23 protein-coding genes and 1 pseudogene are annotated in these 20,370 nt (G+C 43.9%); 7 read left to right on the top strand and 17 right to left on the bottom strand.

Annotated elements, in window-relative coordinates; genetic code table 11:
- Positions 1 to 18: 18 nt before the first annotated feature.
- The 5 genes from M3191_RS06595 to M3191_RS06615 form a co-directional block, all read right to left on the bottom strand.
- The gene (locus M3191_RS06595) at positions 19 to 558 is read right to left on the bottom strand and encodes a GNAT family N-acetyltransferase (protein WP_251699201.1); all 540 of its coding nucleotides are present in this window, start codon (positions 556 to 558) and stop codon (positions 19 to 21) included.
- A gap of 37 nt (positions 559 to 595) precedes the next feature.
- Entirely contained in the window at positions 596 to 1,111 is a 516-nt protein-coding gene (locus M3191_RS06600) for a GrpB family protein (protein ID WP_251699203.1), read from the bottom strand.
- A gap of 49 nt (positions 1,112 to 1,160) precedes the next feature.
- A complete protein-coding gene (locus M3191_RS06605) occupies positions 1,161 to 2,426 on the bottom strand; it encodes a serine hydrolase domain-containing protein (protein WP_251699205.1) in 1,266 nt (421 codons plus the stop codon).
- 126 nt (positions 2,427 to 2,552) lie between these two features.
- Positions 2,553 to 2,984 carry an NUDIX hydrolase gene (locus M3191_RS06610; RefSeq protein ID WP_251699207.1) on the bottom strand — a complete coding sequence of 144 codons (432 nt, stop codon included), beginning with the start codon at positions 2,982 to 2,984 and terminating at the stop codon, positions 2,553 to 2,555.
- 41 nt (positions 2,985 to 3,025) lie between these two features.
- Entirely contained in the window at positions 3,026 to 3,979 is a 954-nt protein-coding gene (locus M3191_RS06615) for a phosphotransferase enzyme family protein (protein ID WP_435368143.1), read from the bottom strand.
- Positions 3,980 to 4,126: 147 nt separating this feature from the next.
- On the opposite strand from M3191_RS06615, the gene M3191_RS06620 reads away from it, so the two are divergent.
- Positions 4,127 to 4,336, top strand: a complete 210-nt coding sequence (locus tag M3191_RS06620; RefSeq protein WP_251699209.1) for a hypothetical protein — start codon at positions 4,127 to 4,129, stop codon at positions 4,334 to 4,336.
- 59 nt (positions 4,337 to 4,395) lie between these two features.
- Here M3191_RS06620 and M3191_RS06625 read toward each other — a convergent pair whose 3' ends face one another.
- The 3 genes from M3191_RS06625 to M3191_RS06635 form a co-directional block, all read right to left on the bottom strand.
- Positions 4,396 to 5,772, bottom strand: a complete 1,377-nt coding sequence (locus tag M3191_RS06625; protein WP_251699212.1) for a leucyl aminopeptidase family protein — start codon at positions 5,770 to 5,772, stop codon at positions 4,396 to 4,398.
- 72 nt (positions 5,773 to 5,844) lie between these two features.
- On the bottom strand, positions 5,845 to 6,000 hold the full coding sequence (locus M3191_RS06630; protein WP_251623609.1) for a hypothetical protein: 156 nt from the start codon (positions 5,998 to 6,000) through the stop codon (positions 5,845 to 5,847).
- Positions 6,001 to 6,012: 12 nt separating this feature from the next.
- On the bottom strand, positions 6,013 to 6,468 hold the full coding sequence (locus tag M3191_RS06635; protein ID WP_251699214.1) for a hypothetical protein: 456 nt from the start codon (positions 6,466 to 6,468) through the stop codon (positions 6,013 to 6,015).
- Positions 6,469 to 6,644: 176 nt separating this feature from the next.
- On the opposite strand from M3191_RS06635, the gene M3191_RS06640 reads away from it, so the two are divergent.
- The 5 genes from M3191_RS06640 to M3191_RS06660 all read left to right on the top strand — a co-directional run bounded on the left by M3191_RS06640 (position 6,645) and on the right by M3191_RS06660 (position 10,534).
- Entirely contained in the window at positions 6,645 to 6,968 is a 324-nt protein-coding gene (locus M3191_RS06640; RefSeq protein ID WP_251699216.1) for a PadR family transcriptional regulator, read from the top strand.
- Positions 6,961 to 7,992: a DUF4097 family beta strand repeat-containing protein gene (locus M3191_RS06645; RefSeq protein ID WP_251699218.1), complete on the top strand. Its 1,032-nt coding sequence runs from the start codon at positions 6,961 to 6,963 to the stop codon at positions 7,990 to 7,992. The genes M3191_RS06640 and M3191_RS06645 overlap by 8 nt, the downstream gene beginning before the upstream one ends.
- Before the next feature lie 315 nt (positions 7,993 to 8,307).
- Positions 8,308 to 8,760, top strand: a complete 453-nt coding sequence (locus M3191_RS06650) for a YaiI/YqxD family protein (RefSeq protein ID WP_251627099.1) — start codon at positions 8,308 to 8,310, stop codon at positions 8,758 to 8,760.
- 150 nt (positions 8,761 to 8,910) lie between these two features.
- On the top strand, positions 8,911 to 9,990 hold the full coding sequence (locus M3191_RS06655; protein ID WP_251699220.1) for a type III polyketide synthase: 1,080 nt from the start codon (positions 8,911 to 8,913) through the stop codon (positions 9,988 to 9,990).
- A 10-nt stretch (positions 9,991 to 10,000) separates the two neighbouring features.
- Positions 10,001 to 10,534 (top strand): isoprenylcysteine carboxyl methyltransferase family protein, encoded by a 534-nt coding sequence (locus M3191_RS06660; protein ID WP_251699223.1) that lies wholly within the window; start codon positions 10,001 to 10,003, stop codon positions 10,532 to 10,534.
- 38 nt (positions 10,535 to 10,572) lie between these two features.
- Here the strand turns inward: M3191_RS06660 and nhaC are convergent, their stop codons facing one another.
- From nhaC to M3191_RS06705, 9 genes and pseudogenes are all read right to left on the bottom strand, one after another.
- A complete protein-coding gene (gene nhaC / locus M3191_RS06665; RefSeq protein ID WP_251699225.1) occupies positions 10,573 to 11,952 on the bottom strand; it encodes a Na+/H+ antiporter NhaC in 1,380 nt (459 codons plus the stop codon).
- A 380-nt stretch (positions 11,953 to 12,332) separates the two neighbouring features.
- Entirely contained in the window at positions 12,333 to 14,399 is a 2,067-nt protein-coding gene (locus M3191_RS06670) for a catalase (protein ID WP_251699227.1), read from the bottom strand.
- Between the two features lie 73 nt (positions 14,400 to 14,472).
- Positions 14,473 to 14,832, bottom strand: coding sequence for a fluoride efflux transporter CrcB (gene crcB / locus M3191_RS06675; protein ID WP_251699229.1), 360 nt, complete (start codon positions 14,830 to 14,832; stop codon positions 14,473 to 14,475).
- Positions 14,829 to 15,206 carry a fluoride efflux transporter FluC gene (locus M3191_RS06680; protein ID WP_251699231.1) on the bottom strand — a complete coding sequence of 126 codons (378 nt, stop codon included), beginning with the start codon at positions 15,204 to 15,206 and terminating at the stop codon, positions 14,829 to 14,831. The genes crcB and M3191_RS06680 overlap by 4 nt, the downstream gene beginning before the upstream one ends.
- Positions 15,203 to 17,353 carry an ATP-dependent helicase gene (locus tag M3191_RS06685; protein ID WP_251699233.1) on the bottom strand — a complete coding sequence of 717 codons (2,151 nt, stop codon included), beginning with the start codon at positions 17,351 to 17,353 and terminating at the stop codon, positions 15,203 to 15,205. The genes M3191_RS06680 and M3191_RS06685 overlap by 4 nt, the downstream gene beginning before the upstream one ends.
- A 114-nt stretch (positions 17,354 to 17,467) precedes the next feature.
- Entirely contained in the window at positions 17,468 to 17,653 is a 186-nt protein-coding gene (locus tag M3191_RS06690) for a hypothetical protein (RefSeq protein WP_251699235.1), read from the bottom strand.
- A gap of 66 nt (positions 17,654 to 17,719) precedes the next feature.
- Positions 17,720 to 18,247, bottom strand: a complete 528-nt coding sequence (lepB, locus tag M3191_RS06695; RefSeq protein ID WP_251623583.1) for a signal peptidase I — start codon at positions 18,245 to 18,247, stop codon at positions 17,720 to 17,722.
- Positions 18,248 to 18,340: 93 nt separating this feature from the next.
- A pseudogene (locus tag M3191_RS06700) lies at positions 18,341 to 18,877 on the bottom strand (histidine phosphatase family protein); the annotation flags it as partial.
- A gap of 82 nt (positions 18,878 to 18,959) precedes the next feature.
- Complete coding sequence (locus M3191_RS06705) at positions 18,960 to 19,748, bottom strand: alpha/beta hydrolase (RefSeq protein ID WP_251695074.1); 789 nt, start codon at positions 19,746 to 19,748, stop codon at positions 18,960 to 18,962.
- A gap of 81 nt (positions 19,749 to 19,829) precedes the next feature.
- Here M3191_RS06705 and M3191_RS06710 point away from each other — a divergent pair, with 81 nt between their 5' ends.
- Positions 19,830 to 20,342, top strand: coding sequence for a gamma carbonic anhydrase (locus M3191_RS06710; protein ID WP_251699237.1), 513 nt, complete (start codon positions 19,830 to 19,832; stop codon positions 20,340 to 20,342).
- Positions 20,343 to 20,370: the final 28 nt, after the last annotated feature.

The raw sequence follows: 20,370 nt of genomic DNA on the forward strand, positions 1-20,370 counted from the left end.
ATTTGAATTCACAAAAAACTAATCCCACTCTTGCTCTAATATGCTGTATAATAACGAATCACGCCAACCGTCTTTTATTAATAAATCCTCACGCAGTTTACCTTCCTTTAACATTCCCACCTTTTCTAAGACTTTTAATGAACCAATATTTCTCGGGTCACAAGTTGCAAAAATACGATGGAGATGTAAATCACTAAAACCATGTGCAATTAATAGTTTCGCTACTTCTGTCGCTAATCCCTTCCCCCAGTATTGAGGATTCATTATGTATGCTATCTCGCCAACTCTATTGCTAAAGTCTCTAATATTTATCTCTCCCGCACCAACCATTTCCCTGCTTTCCTTAACAATTACTGCAAAGACAAATCGGCTTCTCGGTTCCTTCCTTGCATCTCTGAGAACTTGCTTAACAAAATCCTTGGATTCTTGCTCTGAGTTGGGTCCCCAAGGCTGATATTGACAAACCTTTTCTTGCGAAGCATATTTGTGAACATCTATCCAATCGTTTTCTTCCATCTCTCTTAAAATGACTCTTTCACTTCTTAGGTTATTCTTCATTAAAATTTCCCCCGTTGACTATATATCGCCGAAATCGTTATGGTCCTAGACTTTCAAACCAATTCAATGCACGCAGTTCCAGTTCCTCTACATAAGGCTTTTTAGCTTTGCTGTATAAAGCTGTATCATCATATCTTTGAGCTAACTCTTCTTTTAAGGAAGTATATCGTGCTGCTTCGTCAGGGTGAGCTCTTAAATAATCTCGCAATATCAGATGTCGTTGAATATGGAAGTTGTCATGCTGATAAACATGAATGTGATGGGATCTATTATCTCCGCCCTTGCGAAATAACCGACGCCCTTCAATCCCCCATTCACCAGCAACGTCATATCCAAGCGAATGTATCTGATCATTAAACGTATCGATTTTCTTAATGTCTTTCACGAGACACATCATATCTATGACTGGCTTTGCCTTCATACCTGGAACAGCGGTACTGCCAAAATGTTCAAATTTGATTATTTCCTCCCCGAATATGCCTCTCAACAATAGGACTTCATCATTGAACATCTGAATCCAATTTTCATCGTACTCCGCCAGCTTGATTTTCAAAATCATTCCTCCTCTCAAACTCCTAATTTCAGTATGTCAAAACCCTGCTTCAGAAAGATTCTTTAAAATATCCGAAAAACGATATCTTGCCGTTTTCATTCTCCGCAATTCTATAGGGGGCGATTTGATCATAATATCTTCGAACAAATTTCCCTTCACCCACTGGGTAGATTTCAATGTGTAGATTTCCGGCAAATCTCGTAAAGTATAATCTTCCATTAATGAACTCTACTTCAATCTTATCTTTCAGGTATGTTCCACAATACTTTTCAAGCTGACTTTCTTTGATTTGAATCTCTTGGTGTTTTGTCGGGGCAGCTACATCAACATGATGGAGAATATCTGATATAGAATTTCCAAGTTTGTACTGATTTATCGCTTCATTATTGGAAAGAATGATGATGCAAATATCCTCATCGAAAAAGTTCTGCATATATGTACTGATCCCCAGGTGATCCCCTCCATGGGAATACTTGTCTGTGCCGTAAACATGATGATGCTCCAGGCCATAACAGTAATTATTTTGGTTCACGCTAAAGAATCTTGCATACGCTTCCTCGGAAAGTAGTTTCCGATCTCGCAAACATGTATACCACTTATACAGATCCTCACAGTTTGAAACGATAGCACCTGCGCCGATACTGAATTTCTCGTTAAAATACGGGCATTTTACGGTTTTATTAAAATCTTTTACGTAATTTGATGAGCGGTTTTTAATAGGTTTACAGCCATCATCAACATCACTATTCATCATTTGTAAAGGCAGAAATAGGTGGTTTCTAAGAAATTCAACGTATGATTCTCCTGAAACATTTTCAATAATCCACGCAAGCAAATTATAGTTGGAGTTATTATAATTAAATCCTGTACCTGCCGGAGTTGTAGGCTTTTTATTAATATAATTCCGGAAAAAATAGTCTATTGAGTAATTCATTCTGTTATAACCGCCAAAAAAATCTTCTTCAAAGTTCGTGAAATTATGTAATCCTGAGGTGTGCGTCAATAAATGATGAACAGTAATTGACTCATCAGTCTGCATATCATAAGGGAGGTAGGAATTTGCGGGTTTATCGATATCCAGCATTTTTTCATCATAGAGAAGCATAATTGCAAAGGCCGTAAACTGTTTTGACATAGAGGCGATGGAGAAGCGCGAGTTCATATCATTTTTTATGTCAAACTCGATATTTGCAAAGCCATATGCATTTTTAAATAGTACTTCCCCTTTATTGGTCACTTGAATAACACCGTAAAAATCCCACCAGTCTAGATATTTATTAATATAAGTTTCTAGTCTGGATTGTAGTTCTTGCATAGGGTCACACTCCATAAAAAAGTAATAGACATATCTAGCTGATTCCACCAGTTCAATTTAATATCTCTAATTCGTTTGGATAAAACCCAATGTATAGCGCCTTCCAGTAACGATATTTTAGCAGAATTAAAATTCCACATAAAATGGATGAATACTGTTATCAAGACAGTACTCTATTCGTTGCCTGAAGTTCCCCACAGTTACTATCTCAAGGGCTTGTTCGATTGGAAAGAACCCTACTTCTAAACTTTCTGAGGAAGTTGTTAATTTGCCTCCTATCGGCTTTGCCAAAAACAGTGTATTACAAATTGACTTGTTTACATTCTGAAATATTCCGCAGAATTTAATAACTTCAATATCCATACCTGACTCCTCTTTGGTTTCTCTAATTGCAGCATCTTTCAAAGACTCGCCTTCCTCAACGATTCCTCCTGGCATTTCCCAGCCTCTCTGAGGACCTTTAATTAAAAGGATTTCATTTTGATCATTGAGTACAATCGTTGCAGCAGAAATAAAATGTTTAGGTGGTGTGTAAACATTTGTTGTGTTTTGTCCCAAAGTCTTTTCCCCCTATTTTGTAAGCTAGCTTTCCAGTCATGTTAATCTAGAAGCGAATGATTTCGTTCAATCCTCATCCTATAATGGTTCATGATTCGAATCTGCTCTTCTGTTAGCTTTTCTTTATTCCAGTACATATGCATCATGCTGTATTCGAAAACTTCCTTTAGTTTAATGAACAATGGAAGGTGTTCAAGCATTTCAGCAGGAAGGTCATTCTCCTCTTGGTATCCGTCAATAACCGCTTTTGCGACGTCTCGTCCATAATCGACTATGTTGCCGCCCCCCACAAACGAATACTCGATTGCGCTGTAGATTGGAACTGCTAAATCAAAAATGTAAAAGTTTTTTTCACAGTCCTGAAAATCAACCAGTGACAATTTCGAATTTTCATCAACCAATACGTTTTCTAACCACAAATCTCCGTGTAACAACCCGTAGTTCGAGCGATTTTTTGGCAACCTTCGAATCGTCGATAGGACATCTTGTGCAGTCTCTCTAATTGCACTTTCTTCTTCAGGGATATATTTGAGAAAAGCGTATTCCTCATTGTCATGCCAATCATTGATATACGTAACCGGATGGATTTCTTCAAATTTCTTCGAAAAACGATGCAGTCTGCCGATTTGCCGACCTAATTCTTTTAATACATCGGCATTCCACTGTTCTCTAGGTAAATGGATACCAGACGTTGCTCTGTATAGAACGGATAGCAATTCTTTGTTGCCAAGTGTTATTTTTTCTACTAAGTTCCGTCTCAGTGAAAAAATTGCTGGCGATACCGCCAACCCTTCTTTATTCAGGAAGTTTGTATACATAACTTCTTCAAGCTGTTCATCATAAGACTTGTAATTGGTAATTCTGGCAAAGTAAACGCCTTGTTTGGCAGTACATCGAAACATCTCATTTGTTACTGGTTGAGCTGTTAGTAACTCTACTGGGTATAATTCGTTGAGTATTTTAAGTAATTGTGTCGAATCCCCATTGTTCATCATTTGAAAGATCAGCTCCCTTAAAAAAACAGATATTTCCTTATACTCTTAACACATTACACTATAATTTAAATTTAAAGTCAAAATTTTATAACAAACATACTAATCAGATCGGACTGACAAAAGAATAAAGCTGTAGAATGGCCGGCTTTGGGCGCACAACACCTTGCTTTGGACGCGGGACAGCTTGCTTTGGACGCGCCATGCCTCACTTTGGACGAGGGACAGCTTGCTTTGGACGCGCCATGCCTCTCTTTGGACGCGGGACAGCTTGCTTTGGACGCGCGATGCCTTACTTTGGACGAGGGACAGCTTGCTTTGGACGCGCGATGCACCGTTTTGGGCGCTAGAACCTTCTGAATCAAAAAAGAGAGCTATCAAGACGATATTCTGGATAACTCCCTCTTCATTCTTCTATTTTACTTCGAAATTTCCACCGTGTAGTCAGCCAATAGCCTAGCACCGTAGCCTGTTGCCGATTTAGCATAATAGCCTTTGGCGCTTGATTTGCTCATCATGCCCGCCATGTCGACGTGCAGCCATTTGCTGTTTTCCGGCACGAAGCGGCGTAGGAAAAGACCGGCAGTGATTGAGCCCGCAAAGTTCAATGAACTGATATTGTTCATATCTGCATAATCGCTTGCCAAGGACTTGTCGTATGCTTCAACCAATGGCATCGGCCAGACGAAATCGCCGTTTTGATCCCCTACTTTTTTCATAATAAAAGATAATTCTTCATCGCCAAAAACTCCGCCGATTTCAGAGCCAAGTGCATTAACGATTGCACCAGTCAACGTTGCGATATCAACGATGTATTCTGCATTTAATTCACCTGCACGAATTAAAGCGTCTGCCAAGATTAGACGACCTTCCGCGTCAGTATTCCCCACTTGGACTGTTTTGCCGTTTTTATAACGGATCACTTCACCAGGGAATACGGAATTTGCATCCGGTGTGTTTTCAACCATTGGAATCAAAGCGACGACATTCACTTTCGCTTGCGAATCGACGAGCAGCTGCATTGCTCCTGCGACTGCCGCAGAACCGCCCATATCCATACGCATATCGCTCAAATCCTTGCCGCTTTTCAAACTGATTCCGCCTGTATCGAATGTAACCCCTTTCCCTACAAGGGCTACTAGTGGTTTTGAAGAATCCCCTTCATAGCGGATTTCCACAAATGATGGGTTGTATTTACTGCCTCGGCAAACTGTCAGAAGGCCATTCATTTCCATTTCTTCAAGCTGCTCTTTGCCGTGAACAGTTACTTCGACGTCTTTCCCTTTGAACTTTTGCTTCAATACTTCAGGATACGTTTCAGGGTTCAGGACGTCCGATAATTCATTCATCAAGTCACGTGAAAAAGCGGTTGCTGCTGCACGGATTTGTCCTGATTGAACAGCTGCTTGCATGTCGTTTCCATCGACTTGAAGTTCTGTATTGAAACTCTCTGTCTCTGATTTATAAGGCAAGAATTGATAGGAACCGAGATCCCACCCTTCCGCGAATGCTGTGTAGACTTCCTCTTTGTCCAAGCCAGAGAAAACATTCCCTAAGACGCCTTCTTGCACAGTCGCCTTTTCCACTTTCTGCGCTGCCAAGTCACGTGCAATGTTCCCTGCTGTTGAACGTACCTTTTCTAAATTCGCCTTTTTGGCTTCCTTGATGACAACATACTGCGTGTCGTCGAACAAGACTGAACAATGGCCTGCCTTTTGCTGCTCCACGAAATTTTTTCGCGCTTCGTTCCCGCTAATCAATTCATCCTTTGCAAAGATGATCTTCACTTCTGCCATTACCAATTCCCCCTACACCTATTTATTTCGAGTACAGAAATAGTTTACCATACGTCAGCATTTTTGAAAAAGTTATCTCTTATCAGCAATGACGAGGCAGAATGTTGCAAACGGACCTAACAGCAATGATAGGAAAAACCAATTCAGCCCGCTCCTATTTTTCCCTTGTGCAATCCCCGCATTAATCAAGGCAAGCGTTCCCCATCCAACGAAATAACTTCCTTCCATTACGTTTCCTCCTTAATTGACTACCTGTCCAGCCTGATTTTTAAGAAATCCCGCTGCCTCCTGAACATCATTTGTACAGAATAGCGTTTTGCTAACGTCCAACACTACACGATCCTCCGCATCAATATAATCCGTCAGCGGAATCGTATTAAAGAACTTCTTCCATTTATGCTTTTGCTCGAGCAATTTGATTTCCTTTTCAATATCTTCATGGATGATTTCATTTATCATAAAAAATGTTTCGTTCATTTCCACTTCCGGAAATCGGTTAGTAAGAATCTTTAATTGCTCTTCATCCCAATCGGCCTGCAATAAAGAAGTCGTAGATCCTACATTCTCAGCTGCATCCATCAATTCGTCTGTCCACGTTTCATACAGGTCGTCGTCCAGTTCATTGACCGAAATGATGCCGACGCTGAAATAAGTTGTCCTTGCTTCTTCTGTTTTCGACTTTTTTCTTCCGAACATGTTGTGCACCTCCTACTTCATACCTCTTATACGTGCGGTCAATGAAAAAGTTTCGGATAAAATTATTTTTCCACAGTACCTTGCAATGAATAATACCGTGTGCTATATTATACCCAATCAGTATGTTTGATAAATCAGTATTGCTCAATGAACAATACCGTAAGGGAGAATGATGTATGAATATCCAATTCAAAAAAGGTGTTTTGAATTTATGTGTCCTCGTTCTTTTGGATAAACAGGATCGATACGGCTATGAACTTGTCCAGAAGATTTCGGACCAGATTTCCATTTCCGAAGGCTCTGTCTATCCGTTGTTGCGGCGCCTGACGAAAGAAGGTTATTTCACGACTTACCTTCAGGAATCGACGGAAGGACCTCCCCGCAAGTATTACAAACTGACAGATGTAGGGCGGGACTATTTGCACGAACAATTGGATGAATGGCGCAGTTTTACTGAAGGGGTTAATACTTTGATTGAGGAGGGCGTTCGCCATGACTGAAAACCGATTTATTAGTGAGCTGGAACAAGCTTTGAAACGTTTGCCTGCAGAAGAAAGAAACGATATTCTCCAGGATATCCGTGAATACTTCTTGAATGGACGCGATGATGGGAAAGTGGAAGAGGAAATTGCAGCATCCCTTGGCTCGCCCGCAAAGATCGCAGCTGAGCTGTTGGAAGCCTATCCATTTGCAGAAGCAGCTGATAGTAATGCAAGTCCAACGAGTGAAGTGATCACGATCCAGGATGATAGTTTTACAAAGGTGGATATCGAAGTCCAGCATGGCTCCCTTACCGTCCTCCCTTCTGACACGGCAGAATCGAGAATCGAGCTGACAGGGCCGAAAGAAAAACTGGAGCTGACCGCGGAAGTTCTCGGAGATACACTTAGGATCAAATTGAAAAACAAAGCGCACTGGTTATTCTTATTCAATTTCAATACGAAGGGTGTGGCATTGAACGTGTTCATTCCAAAGAAGTTGTATCAATCCATCTCCATGAAATCGGATAACGGAAAGATCCAAGCCGAAAAACTGATTGGGAAACAAATCGAGTGCCGCACAGATAACGGACGCATTGAATTGGCAGAACTAGCAGCGACATCGCTCGAAGCGGAGACAGATAACGGTCGCATTGAAATTTCGAAAGTGCAAGCAGACCGCTTGAAGGCAAAAACCGATAACGGCCGGGTGACGATGAGACATGTCGAAGCAGAATCGATCTATGCCGAATCTGATAATGGACGCATAGAGTTCGACCAAGTCGATGGAGAGCTGACAGCAATTACGGACAATGGCCGAATCGTTCTTGCGGGTGAAAATTTAGATCGCAACATCGATTTCCAGACCGATAATGGAAGCATTGAAATTGCGACGACGCACAAGGCGACGAATGCGACCATCCTAGCGAAAACCGGGCACGGACGAATCGATATTTACGGCGAGCGGAATTCACGCAGCCGCTTCGGCGAGGAATTGCACCAGATCCGACTGAAATCGGATAACGGTAGAATAACTGTTAGATGATTCCTTAGTCCCTTTTTGGTGATAATTAAACGGATTCGATAGATAACTCCGGCGATTCAATAGATAACCTTCTCTATCCAATAGATAACTCAGGTTATTCAATAGATAACTTTCCATATTCAATAGATAACGATTCGAATCCAACCGAAAACTAATCAAAAACAAATACAGAGGGCGATCTTTCGCCCTCTATTTCCATTCACATACCTTATTGAATGAAAAGAAAACGAATGAATATGATATAGTGAGGCATCTATTCATATATAGTATGATAATAAAAATCGCTTACATACCAATTGAAAAGAGGTCAAGACAATCATGATGATTTTTGTGGATGCAGATGGCTGTCCAGTAATCAATGAAACAATCTCTATTGCAAAGCAATTCAATCTGCCTTGCACACTTATTTGTGATACAGCGCATGAAATGCATCGTGAAGGGGCGGAGACGATTATCGTTTCCAAAGGGGCGGACGCTGTCGACTTCGTTCTAGTCAATAAAGTTCAAAAAGGGGATATTGTCGTTACCCAGGATTATGGATTAGCCGCCATGGTGTTGGCGAAGCAAGGTCATCCGATTGATCAGAATGGCAGATTGTATACAAATGAAAATATCGATCAGCTATTATACGCCCGACATGCTGCACAGAAAATCAGGATGGCGGGAGGACGCCTTCGCGGCCCTAAGAAGCGATCGAAAGAAAGCAATGAAAAATTCAAATTGAACTTCCGCAGTTTGTGCAAACTACTACTTTCTCCGACCGATTGAAGCCCGCACGTAAGCCGGGCTTTCATATTCGTTTCCCCACCTTCATAAACTACTGTAAATGCTATTCCATTTTCCATCTATCAACAGTGACAATGTTTAGTAACTAACTTTCTAGGTAACAGATTGATAAAGAATATTGGAGGTCTATACATGCCAAAAATTCTGTCTGTCAGCACCATCCTCCCTCCCCATGAGGTGAAGCAGGAGGAAGCTGTTGAGTTGACCCGCTCTCTATTCAGCCGTGAATTCAAGGACATAGAACGGCTCTTGAAAGTCTTTCAAAACGGCGATATCGAGAGGCGGGACGTTTGCATGCCACTAGAGTGGTATGGCCAAGCCCATGATTTTGAAGAGCGTAATGATTTATACATCCGCCACGCTATCGATTTCGGCGTCCAGGCTGTACAAGCGTGTCTCCAGGAATCCAGTACGTTGAGTAGAGCCGTCGACATTTCGGAAATCGACGCCATTTTCTTCATTTCAAGCACTGGTATCGCTACGCCGAGCATAGATGCCCGCATTATGAACAGGCTGCCTTTCCGCGACGATGTAAAGCGGATCCCGATTTGGGGATTAGGCTGCGCTGGCGGGGCGGCGGGTGTGAGCCGCGCGTTCGAATATTGCAAAGCCTTCCCGAAAGCGAACGTATTGGTCCTGTCCATCGAGCTCTGCAGTTTGACGTTTCAAAAGGACGACTATTCGAAGAGCAATCTAGTCGGGGTGTCCTTGTTCTCTGATGGCGTCGCATGCGCACTCATTTCGGGGAATCAATCCGAAATTGCTGCGAACATTCCGGTGCCCTCCATCATCGGCACCACTTCAAAGTGGATGCCCGATTCCGAAGATGTCATGGGGTGGGACATTAAAAACAATGGCTTATATGTCATCTTCTCGAAAAGCATTCCATCCATCATTACCAATTGGCTTGGGCCGTTCGTGCATGAACTCCTCGATTCAAACAACCTTAGTAAAAATGATATCACCCATTTCGTCGCGCATCCTGGCGGCAAAAAAGTGTTGACGGCATACGAGGATTCGTTGGGATTCGACAGTTCGAAAACCGATATTTCAAGGGACGTTCTAAGGAATCACGGCAATATGTCCTCTCCTACAGTCCTCTACGTACTCAAGCAATTCATGGAATCTGAACCGGCGGCAGGCGATTATGGATTGATGGCTGCGCTAGGCCCAGGATTTTGCGGTGAATTGCTATTGTTGAAATGGGAGTGAGGTGTCGCGAATGATTACCGGTATTGTCCTATCTATCATCATCTTGCAGAGGATCATTGAATTGTTCATTGCGAAGCGAAACGAAAAATGGATGAAAGACCAAGGGGCCTTCGAAGCGGGCGCATCCCATTATCCATTTATGGTAGCCATGCACGTATTCTTTTTTATCGCACTCATATCGGAGGTTTTCTATTTCCAACGCCAGATTTCCGCAATATGGCCGATATGGTTGACAGTATTTTCGACGGTGCAACTATTGAGGATTTGGTGCCTCGCTTCATTAGGAAAGTACTGGAACACAAAAATCATTGTCCTTCCGAATGCGAAGGTTGTGCGGAAAGGACCTTATAAATGGCTCCGTCATCCGAATTACATTATCGTCGCCACGGAGCTGCTAGTATTGCCGTTATTATTCAATGCATTTATTACCGCGGTCGTCTTCTCACTCCTCAATATTTGGATGATGTCTGTCCGGATTCCGGCGGAAGAACAAGCGCTTCGGAAAGCGACGAATTACACCGAGGAATTTCAGTTGAATAAATGACAAAACACCGAGGATTGCGCCCTCGGTGTTTCTTTTTATCATGTCGTGCGTGTCAACGTCTTTCCCATATACCCGAAGAGAATCGTCAATATCGGCGATAACAGGCAGAAGAATGCGAAAGGTAAATAGTCGACTGTCGAAACGCCTAACACTTTCGTTATGAAGATGCCGCATACGCTCCACGGAACGAGCGGATTGACAACCGTCCCCGCATCTTCCATGACGCGACTCAAGTTTTTATTTGCAAGGCCGACCTTCTCGTATTGGGTCCGGAACGCCTGCCCTGTCAATAAAATAGATAAATACTGTTCGCCGATCAATACATTGATGCCGATCGCTGTCATTGCGGAAGCCATGATGACTGAAGACGCTTTTTTCAACAACATTTCAACCTGCGCCAACAAACTTTGGACAATCCCTAACGTGAACAGCAAACCTCCCATGCTTAACGCCAATAACACTAAAGCGACTGTGAACATCATGCTCTCCATGCCGCCTCGCGTCAGCAATGCATCAACGTCCTCGACTCCCGTTGTAGAGACGTATCCGCTAAACAGGACCCCAAGCACTTGGGAAAATCCGATGCTTTGATGGAGAAACGATAGAACGACTGCTACTGCGGAACTGATCGCCAATGTTAGGAATGCAGGCACCTTCAACATCGTCAAAATAAATAAAGCGACTAGCGGAATGACTGTATACCAATGGATCATCCCGGTTTCCAGCAACGTTTCCTGGAACATTGTAATTTTATCAAACTCCCCTGTCGTCACGTCCGGTGATATCACTCCAAACAAGACAAATGACAAGATGAATGCGGGCACCGTCGTCCATCCCATGTTGCGGATATGCTCGAACAGATCGACTCCTACGATTGATGACGCGAGGTTCGTCGTGTCAGACAACGGCGACATTTTATCACCGAAGAACGCCCCTGAAACGATGGCGCCCGCCGCAATCGGCAGCGACAGTTCAAGTACACTCGCCATTCCGATGAACGCTACGCCGACCGTCGCCACTGTTGTCAGGGAGCTGCCAACCGAGATGCCGACGATGGCTGTGACGGCGAAGACGATCGCAAAAAAGAATGTAGGGGTTATTAAATGGAACCCTGCGTAAATCAACGAAGGAATCGTCCCGCTCATCATCCAGCTGCTGATGAGAATGCCGATGAAGAAAAAGAGGAAGACCGCACCCATGCCGGCTCCAGCCCCTTCCACCAATCCCTTCTCAAGTTTACGGAAAGAGATCCCTCTCAAAAGTCCGTATCCGATTAATAATAAAATCGAAAATAGGATCGGTAAATGAGGAACGGAATCAAATATTATTATACTGACACTGATCATCGCCACGATGCCGAAAACGAGCAGGGCCGATTCCCAAATTTTTGGCGAATGGATCGCTTTTATATGAAACATATTGAACTCCTCCTAGTATCTAGCATAAACACAAAAAACCCCTTCCATCCCTTGGATAAGGGACGAAGGAGTTCTCCGCGATACCACCCTGATTGACGACAGGAAAACCCGCCGTCCACTTCATTTCAATCGGAGAAAAACTGTCGTTGTACTTCATGCCTGCTGCTGCCTGAATTTGCACTATCCATTCAGTCTCTCTTTACTGCCCACAACAGGATTACTATGTCGACTCTCCGTTATTATTCGGTTCAAATGAATGATTATGTTAGTATATTACCAGGCTTGCCGGATAAGTCAACAGTCCATCAGTCCGATTTTCATATTATCATCAAAAAAGTTGCCATACCCGTTGTATAGACAGGTATGGCAACTCAACAATCCTATTCTTCCCAGCCGTACACTTTACGGTTCCAATGGCGATGTGCGGCGACGGCATTGACAAATTCATCCCCAAATGCACCGGTATCCTCGTTTATAATGATGCCCGGTCCCACTTCCGCATTTGACGCCTCGAAAAATAATTTTCCTGTGGAAGCAATGCCGATCGTCTTGTAATGCTTATAAGCCTCATTGATGAAATCAGCAATATCCATTGTGAATTTCTTCATATTATCCGCTTCGCCACCAACGACATAAATCGCATCATATAATGTCGGATGGACAGTCAAGAACGTTTCATCAATATCGACCGCCAACTCATCTTCACCGTATAGGACTCCGAATTTCTCTCCGACAAGGTCGACATTCATTCCCGCCTTCAAGCACGATGAGACGAGCGATTCGACTTCATCCCCATCGAACCCGCTTCCGATCAGGATTGCCACTTTGCGGGTGTTCGGCAGCTTAGTTGTCGTCATTTGACTTAATGCAGGAGAAGATTCCGTGACAGGTGATTCTTTAGCATCTGTCGGGAATTTCGCTCCAACAGCTTCAGCTACTGCCGTTGCCAACCCGACATCCACATTCGCAAACATATCGACGACTTGCTGTCTGACACTCATGCTCTTCACCTTGCCGACTTCGAAGCTGAAGGCATCCACGATATGCTTTTTCTCGGTAAGTGACATACTGTTCCAGAAAAGCTTCGCCTGTGAAAAATGATCCTTGAAAGATTCACTGCGCGCCTGTATTTTTCGTCCCTCGACTTTTTCTTGATAATGGGCATAGCCGCCTTCCTCTTCTGAAGATACTGAAGGCGTATTGTCCGCCAATGAATTTTTATGGTAACTCACTTGGCCGACATTGATCGTCTGCCTGCCATATCCATCACGTTGGTTATTATGGAATGGACATACCGGACGATTGATCGGGAGCTCGTGGAAATTCGGTCCTCCCAATCTGATCAGCTGTGTATCTGTATACGAAAATAATCGCCCTTGCAATAATGGGTCGTTCGTGAAGTCGATGCCCGGCACGACATTCCCTGGATGAAACGCCACTTGCTCGGTTTCCGCAAACACATTATCCACATTCCGGTTCAATGTCATCTTACCGATGATTTTGACGGGCACTTGCTCTTCTGGCCATATCTTCGTCGGATCTAAAATATCGAAGTCGAACATGAATTCATCTTTCTCTTCGATAAGCTGAACGCCCAATTCAAACTCGACGAAATCTCCTCTTTCAATCGCTTCCCATAAGTCTCTCCGATGGAAGTCGGGATCTTTACCGTTGATCTTCTGGGCCTCATCCCAAACTAAAGAATGCACACCGAGTTTCGGCTTCCAGTGGAATTTCACAAAATGCGCAATTCCCTCTTCATTGACGAAACGGAACGTATGCACTCCGAAGCCTTCCATCATCCTGAAGCTTCTCGGAATCGTTCGGTCGGACATATGCCACATGATCATATGTGCTGATTCCTGATTGTTTGCAACGAAGTCCCAAAACGTGTCGTGCGCGGAAGCGGCTTGCGGCATTTCATTATGCGGCTCAGGCTTGACAGCGTGAATAAGGTCCGGGAATTTAATCGCGTCCTGGATGAAAAACACGGGGATGTTATTTCCGACGAGGTCATAATTCCCTTCTTCCGTATAAAACTTTACGGCGAATCCACGGACATCCCGCACCGTCTCACCGGATCCGCGGCTTCCTGCAACTGTTGAAAACCGTGTGAAAACGGGAGTCTTCGAACCTGGTTCCTGTAAGAAAGCTGCTTTCGTATATTTTTTCATCGACTCATATAATTCGAACTCCCCATGGGCTGCATAACCTCTTGCATGGACGACCCGCTCGGGAATTCTCTCATGGTCGAAATGAGTCATCTTCTCACGGAAATGGAAGTCTTCCATAAGGGTCGGTCCCCGGTATCCGGCTTTTAATGAATGTTCATCCTCCGAGATTTTCAACCCTTGATTCGTCGTCATTTTCTTCCCTTTGTCGAGTGATCGATAATGTTCCAATTGTTTGTCCTTGCTGTTGGCGTCTACTGAATGGTTTCTATCCATTTCATTTCCTCCATTCGGTTTTAGTAGTCTCCTACTCTATTCCCGTCAAGAGCTTCCCCAAACAAACAGCAAATTAGCACAATTGTCCAATTACAAATCCCACATAAGCTAGAAGGGTCCCGAACCCGAATGTCCAAATACTATAGAAAATCGCTTCTTTTCTTTGACCGCTCCTCCATAACTGAATCAATTCTTTCATGAGCGTTGAAAAAGTCGTAAGGGCACCGACCAAGCCAGATACAAGAAAGACTGTCCAAAGCTTTGGCAATTCAAAGCCGAAAATAAGACCGATCAGCAAAGAGCCAACCAAATTGACAGCAAATGTCCCCATCGGAATTCTTTTCTCTTTGTTCATCCGTGTCGAAATGAAATACCGCAGAACTGCTCCGATGAATCCCCCTGCCCCGACGGCAAACGCTTCAGCTGCTGTCATTCGCTCACCATCCTGTTCCCAATCCGTAAGCCGATGATTCCTACGACAAGTCCTCCTATAATGCTGCTGCTGAAATACATGATGGATAGCACCAATTGTCCATTTTGAAAAAGACTGACCGTTTCCATGCTGAACGCGGAAAATGTTGTAAAGGAACCTAAAAATCCAGTCGTTATCGCAGTCTGAAGTTTCTGATCAGCAGTCAGCCGGTGAATGACCCCCGCCCCGAGAAGACAAAGAATGAATGTCCCTAGCAGATTGGCAGTCAATGTCCCAATTGGAAATTCCGATGACCCTTCGAGCAGCCGTCCGATCCCTATTCGGCAAATCGCTCCGATCGCTCCTGCAATGCCGACAAAAAGGGCTTGTTTCATAACTCAACCTCTTTCAATAAACGGCGAGATAAAATAGTCTCAAGCAATAGCTGCTTTTCAGTCTCTCCGAATTGAATTCGGATATTCTCCTCGCCGATTCCTTTGATGACCCCTCTTCCAAACACGCGGTGCATGACGTGCATCCCTACAGATAATACAGTTCTATCACTAATGCCATCTGGATCTGGCAGTGTCGACAAATCGGCTTTCTTCAATTTCTCCGATTTCCGTTCTTCGGGTTTCATCAAGATTCCCCGCACTTCATTCAGAAATCTCGAATCCTCTTTGGTCTTCCCATTCGCCTCCCGGTAAGAGAGCAATTCCAATCGTTCTTTTGCCCGTGTCATTCCGACATAAAACAATCGTCTTGCCTCTTCCAGCATCAGTGGGTCCAATTCATCCTCTTCGGAAGGAATGATGCCTTTCACTAAATCGATCATAAACACGCGCCTGAATTCCAATCCTTTGGCACTATGAAATGTAGACAATGTCAAGGCATTTTCAGGGGGATTGAATCTTGCCTGTTGGACAGCTTGTTCCAAATCCTTCAAACGATTCGCAAATTCGACCATCGTTCGCACTTGGGAGGCGATGCCTTCGAGTGTGTCAAGGATGCCGAGAAGATGATCGATCCGGTACCCGAATTTTGCTGCCCGGCTTTTTAAAGCTTCTTCATATTCGAGCTCATATCGGATCATTCGGATTATTTGGACTGGACGCATGTCAGGGATCCGTTTATAGACATCAATGCAAGTATCCAATTTTTCGATTTGACTGCCTTTCAATTGGACAGTTTGGACAAATGCCTCAAAAACATTTCCAGATGTCGTTTGATTCATGAACTTCGACAACATATCGCGTGAAATGAACAGTTTCATTTTCATGGCGACTTTCGCGAAGATATCCTTTCGTTCCGTATTGAAGCTGAGGCGCATGAAATTTAAAATATCTTCTACAACCCAATGGGAAAAGAATCGATCATCCGCATCTTTCATATAGAAAGGGATCCCTCTTCTATGCAGTTCGTTGACATACATAGTGGAAGAAGAATTGTTCCTGAATAAAATAGCGACTTCCTCAAGATTCTGCTCATCCAATAATTCATATGTGACATACTCCAGAAGCCGTTTCGGGTCTTCGAATTGTTTTATGACAATCGGTCCCGACTCTTTATTTTCCGTCCGCATCTCTTTTATATATCTTTGCTTATTGCGAGTAATGAATTGGGCGGCCGTATCAACTATCTCTTTGGAGGAGCGGTAATTCTGTTCCATCCTGAGCAATTTTGCATCCGGGTATACTAGTTTGAAGTTCAGTAAATAAGCGGGATCCGCTCCGCGCCATGTGTAGATGGATTGATCGTCATCCGCCACGACGCAAAGATTGCCGTGGTGTGCAACGAGATGTTCGACTATCCGATGTTGAACGAGCGATGTGTCCTGGCTCTCATCTGTCAAAATATAGTCGTATCGCGAGCGGAACTGTTCGGCAAGTTGTTCATCCATACGCAGCGCCTGTTCCGCGATGGACAACATATCATCAAAATCGAGGAGGAGATGCCCTTCCGTCTTCGATTTGAATTGTTCATAGCTCAATGCGATGTTGCCCGCCTTCTCAAACGGTGCCTCTACCTGATCCCACTCGTTGAAAGGAATCATCCTGTTTTTCAAATAACTGATGAATGTTGATAACGAGGCCATTTCCTCTTCCGTGCCGTCTTCCCGAAGCGCTTCTTTGTAGAGGCGTTTTAGCAAAGCCGTTTTTGTGAGCACCTGTTTCCCTTTCCCGCCGCCTTCAATCAATTCGAATGCGACGCCTGTCTTTTGCAAGTACATGCGTGTGATTGTGAATGCGAGGCTATGAATGGTCGAGAAATCGACTGGAGGATACTGCGGGAAAAAACGTTGAAAGCGCTCTGTCATATCCCGTGCTGATGCCCGGCTGAATGTGATTGCTTTGATGCGATTCGGGTTAACATTTTTCTCCTCGATCAGATAGCCGATCCGCATGATCATTGTTGTTGTTTTCCCCGATCCGGGACATGCTAATAACAGCAGCGGACCTTCCGTCTGCAAAACGGCATTTTTTTGTATTTCGTTTAATTCTATTTGTAGTTCATTCTTTTTTCTTGTAAAAAAATCAGTCATTGCATACGTACTCCTTCTTCTTACGATGAACTTAATTTACCATACGAGCGCTTTTTTGTAGAGCCGATGTCCTTGAAAAAGAAACAACCTCTGCATTTTCGCAGAGGTTGTTGACTAAAAGCCGCCTGATTCTAGTTTATCGTTTTGAATATCCACTTTTTCCTTCTTGCTGCCTTGATAAGCTGTGGAGGCGACTTCGTTCGTATGCCGTTGTTCATCAGTATACTCGGTTCCCGCCAATTGGGCCCTGTTCGTATGTTCTTTGTTGCCGGTTTCTTTTTTCATATTTTCTTTGGACATTGTCATCGCTCCTTTATAGGTAGTCTATATATAGGAATACCCGAAAGAAGGAGTGTTACTCATCATTTACTTTGGAATGCCGATTGAGTTGAGTGGATAAAATCTGAAGCCGACCTTGCCGACAACAGAATCTTGATCGATACAGCCAATTATGCGGCTATCGGTGCTGTTCCTGCGATTATCACCCAATACAAAAAGCTGCCCATCCGGGACGGTAACTTCAAAGTCCTCCGTTAATTTTTGATCCTCGAAAAGTCTTTCCTTATTCTCTTGAATATAGTTTTCTTCATACTCTTTTCCGTTGATGAAGAGCTTGTCGTCCTTCATGACAACCGTGTCACCCGGCAAGCCGATCACCCGTTTAATATAATCCTCCTGCGAACCCGGTGCATGGAAGACGACCAAATCAAAATGATCAAGCTTGTGGATTTTTGAAATGATGACTCGGTTTTCCGATTCGAATGTCGGCTCCATCGATTGACCGGATACAATGACCGGTGAAAATAGGAAGTGCCTGATCGCGAATACGAGTACGCAAGCGACTACAATGGCTTTTATCCAAGACAAGATTTCAGTAGTGGTTTCTTTTTTCATATGAAAGCCCCCGATTTCACTATTTATATAGTATATAGTATAGACCAGTGAAGGTATGAATGGTTTATTTTCAAAGAACCTGATGTGCTTTGATTAAGACTCAACCTTCTGTTGCAAATGGGCAGTGCAGTTGAATAGTTGGCAAAGATTTTTGTCGTCATTCAGTTCGACGATTGTCAGTGAGGTGTTGTCCAGATGCGTTTCATATTTCGTATCCGTAATCAGCTCATTTAAAAGCCTTTTGATTAATCCACCATGGCTGACGACCAATACCCGTTGGCCTGCATGCTTGTTTTTGATGTCCGCAATGGATTCCATTCCGCGGGAAACGATGGATTCATGCGGTTCAAAGCCCATGTCCTGTTCTTTCCAATCCTTCCCCCACTTCTCGATGCGCTCCGCCTCGGTCGTCCCCTCAATTAGCCCACCGCTGAATTCACGTAATCGGGCATCCTCCACAAGCTCAACATCAGGCATTTGTTCCGCAATAATTTCTGCCGTCTTCTTTGCTCTGATTAAATGGCTTGTGTAAATGACATCCCACTGCTCCTTGGACAATCTTTCGGCCACACTCTTCGCCATTTCGATTCCTTCATCGTCCAAAGGCACGTCCGAATTGCCTTGCGCTCTTCCTTCCTTATTCTACGCCGTAACGCCGTGCCTGACAAACCCGATAACCGTCAAAATAACCACTCCCCTAAGTGTTTGTGATTCAAACAATATAACCGAGTGAGCGAAGGACATTGTTCATGAATGATTCAATGTACAAATATACTTCCTCTCTCTCAGGTTCTTGATAAAGATCATGGTACAGTCTTTTCCATTCCTTGTATTGAAATTCCGATAGATGCTGGTTCAACAGCCATCTTTTTGCAAATGAAGTATCAGTGATTTTATCATGTTCTCCCGTGTGAATCAGGACAGGTGTATCGAAAATACTTTCTTCATGATATATGATCGATTTCATCATAGCATGCAGCTCACGATACCAAGACGCGACGATCGCGGAGCTATAATCCCGATCGTTCTGGAACTCTATGTACATGTCATAGTTCTGCGTCAGTAATTCAATTGTAATGTCATGATTCAATTTCATGGAACTTGAAAGCTTCGTCAGCACTCCTGAAAACTTGGAGGGCTGGTGCTTCAAGGAGAGCCAAGGGGAGCTGAACACAAAGCCTGCGCACTCCAGCTTTTCACGTTGCAGGATATGCATGACAATCGTGGCGCCAAGTCCGTGGCCAAGCACGAATAACGGCAAATTATCCTCTAGCGCAATGTCGATCATTTTCTTCACATGGTCCACATACGACTCGAACGGTTCATCATGGGTTCTTCTTCCGCTTTCAGAACCATGCCCCGGCAAGTCGCTTGTTACGACATGGAAACCGCCGTTCCGCAGCTTTTGAATGAGCCACGCATACCTGCGATGATGTTCGTAAGCATTATGGACAATCACAATCACTGCTTTCGGCTGTCCTTCCGCTTCCCATTTCCACATGGACTCACCTCCCCTTTATGTAAATGAAAATTTTATGTTACGATAAATTATACATGATTTTAAGAAAAGAGGAGACGTTTCATGATTTATTCATACAACGGAAAGACGCCGCAAATCGATCCATCTGTCTATATCGCGGATTATGTGACAATTACGGGCGATGTAACAATCGGGGCAGACAGTTCCATCTGGTTCAATACCGTCATTAGGGGAGATGTCGCCCCGACGATAATCGGTGAACGGGTCAGCATCCAAGATTTAAGCTGTTTGCATCAAAGCCCTGGTAAGACGTTAGTAATTGAGGACGACGTGACAGTTGGCCATAAGGCACTCTTACATAGTTGTGTCGTACGTAAAGGTGCGCTTATCGGAATGGGCTCGATCATTTTGGATGGTGCGGAAATCGGTGAGGGAGCGTTCATCGGCGCGGGCAGCCTTGTCCCGCCCGGCAAGAAAGTTCCGCCTGGCTGCCTCGCTCTCGGTTCACCCGCAAAAGTGGTCCGCGAATTGAATGACGATGACCGTGCAGATATGGAACGCATCTTGAACAGCTATGTTGAAAAAGGACGGATTTACAAGGAGATGCAGAAATAAAAAGCGGGTGCTGCTCGATGTCGAGCGG

It is taken from the genome of Sporosarcina luteola (assembly GCF_023715535.1).
Lineage (GTDB): Bacteria > Bacillota > Bacilli > Bacillales_A > Planococcaceae > Sporosarcina > Sporosarcina luteola_B.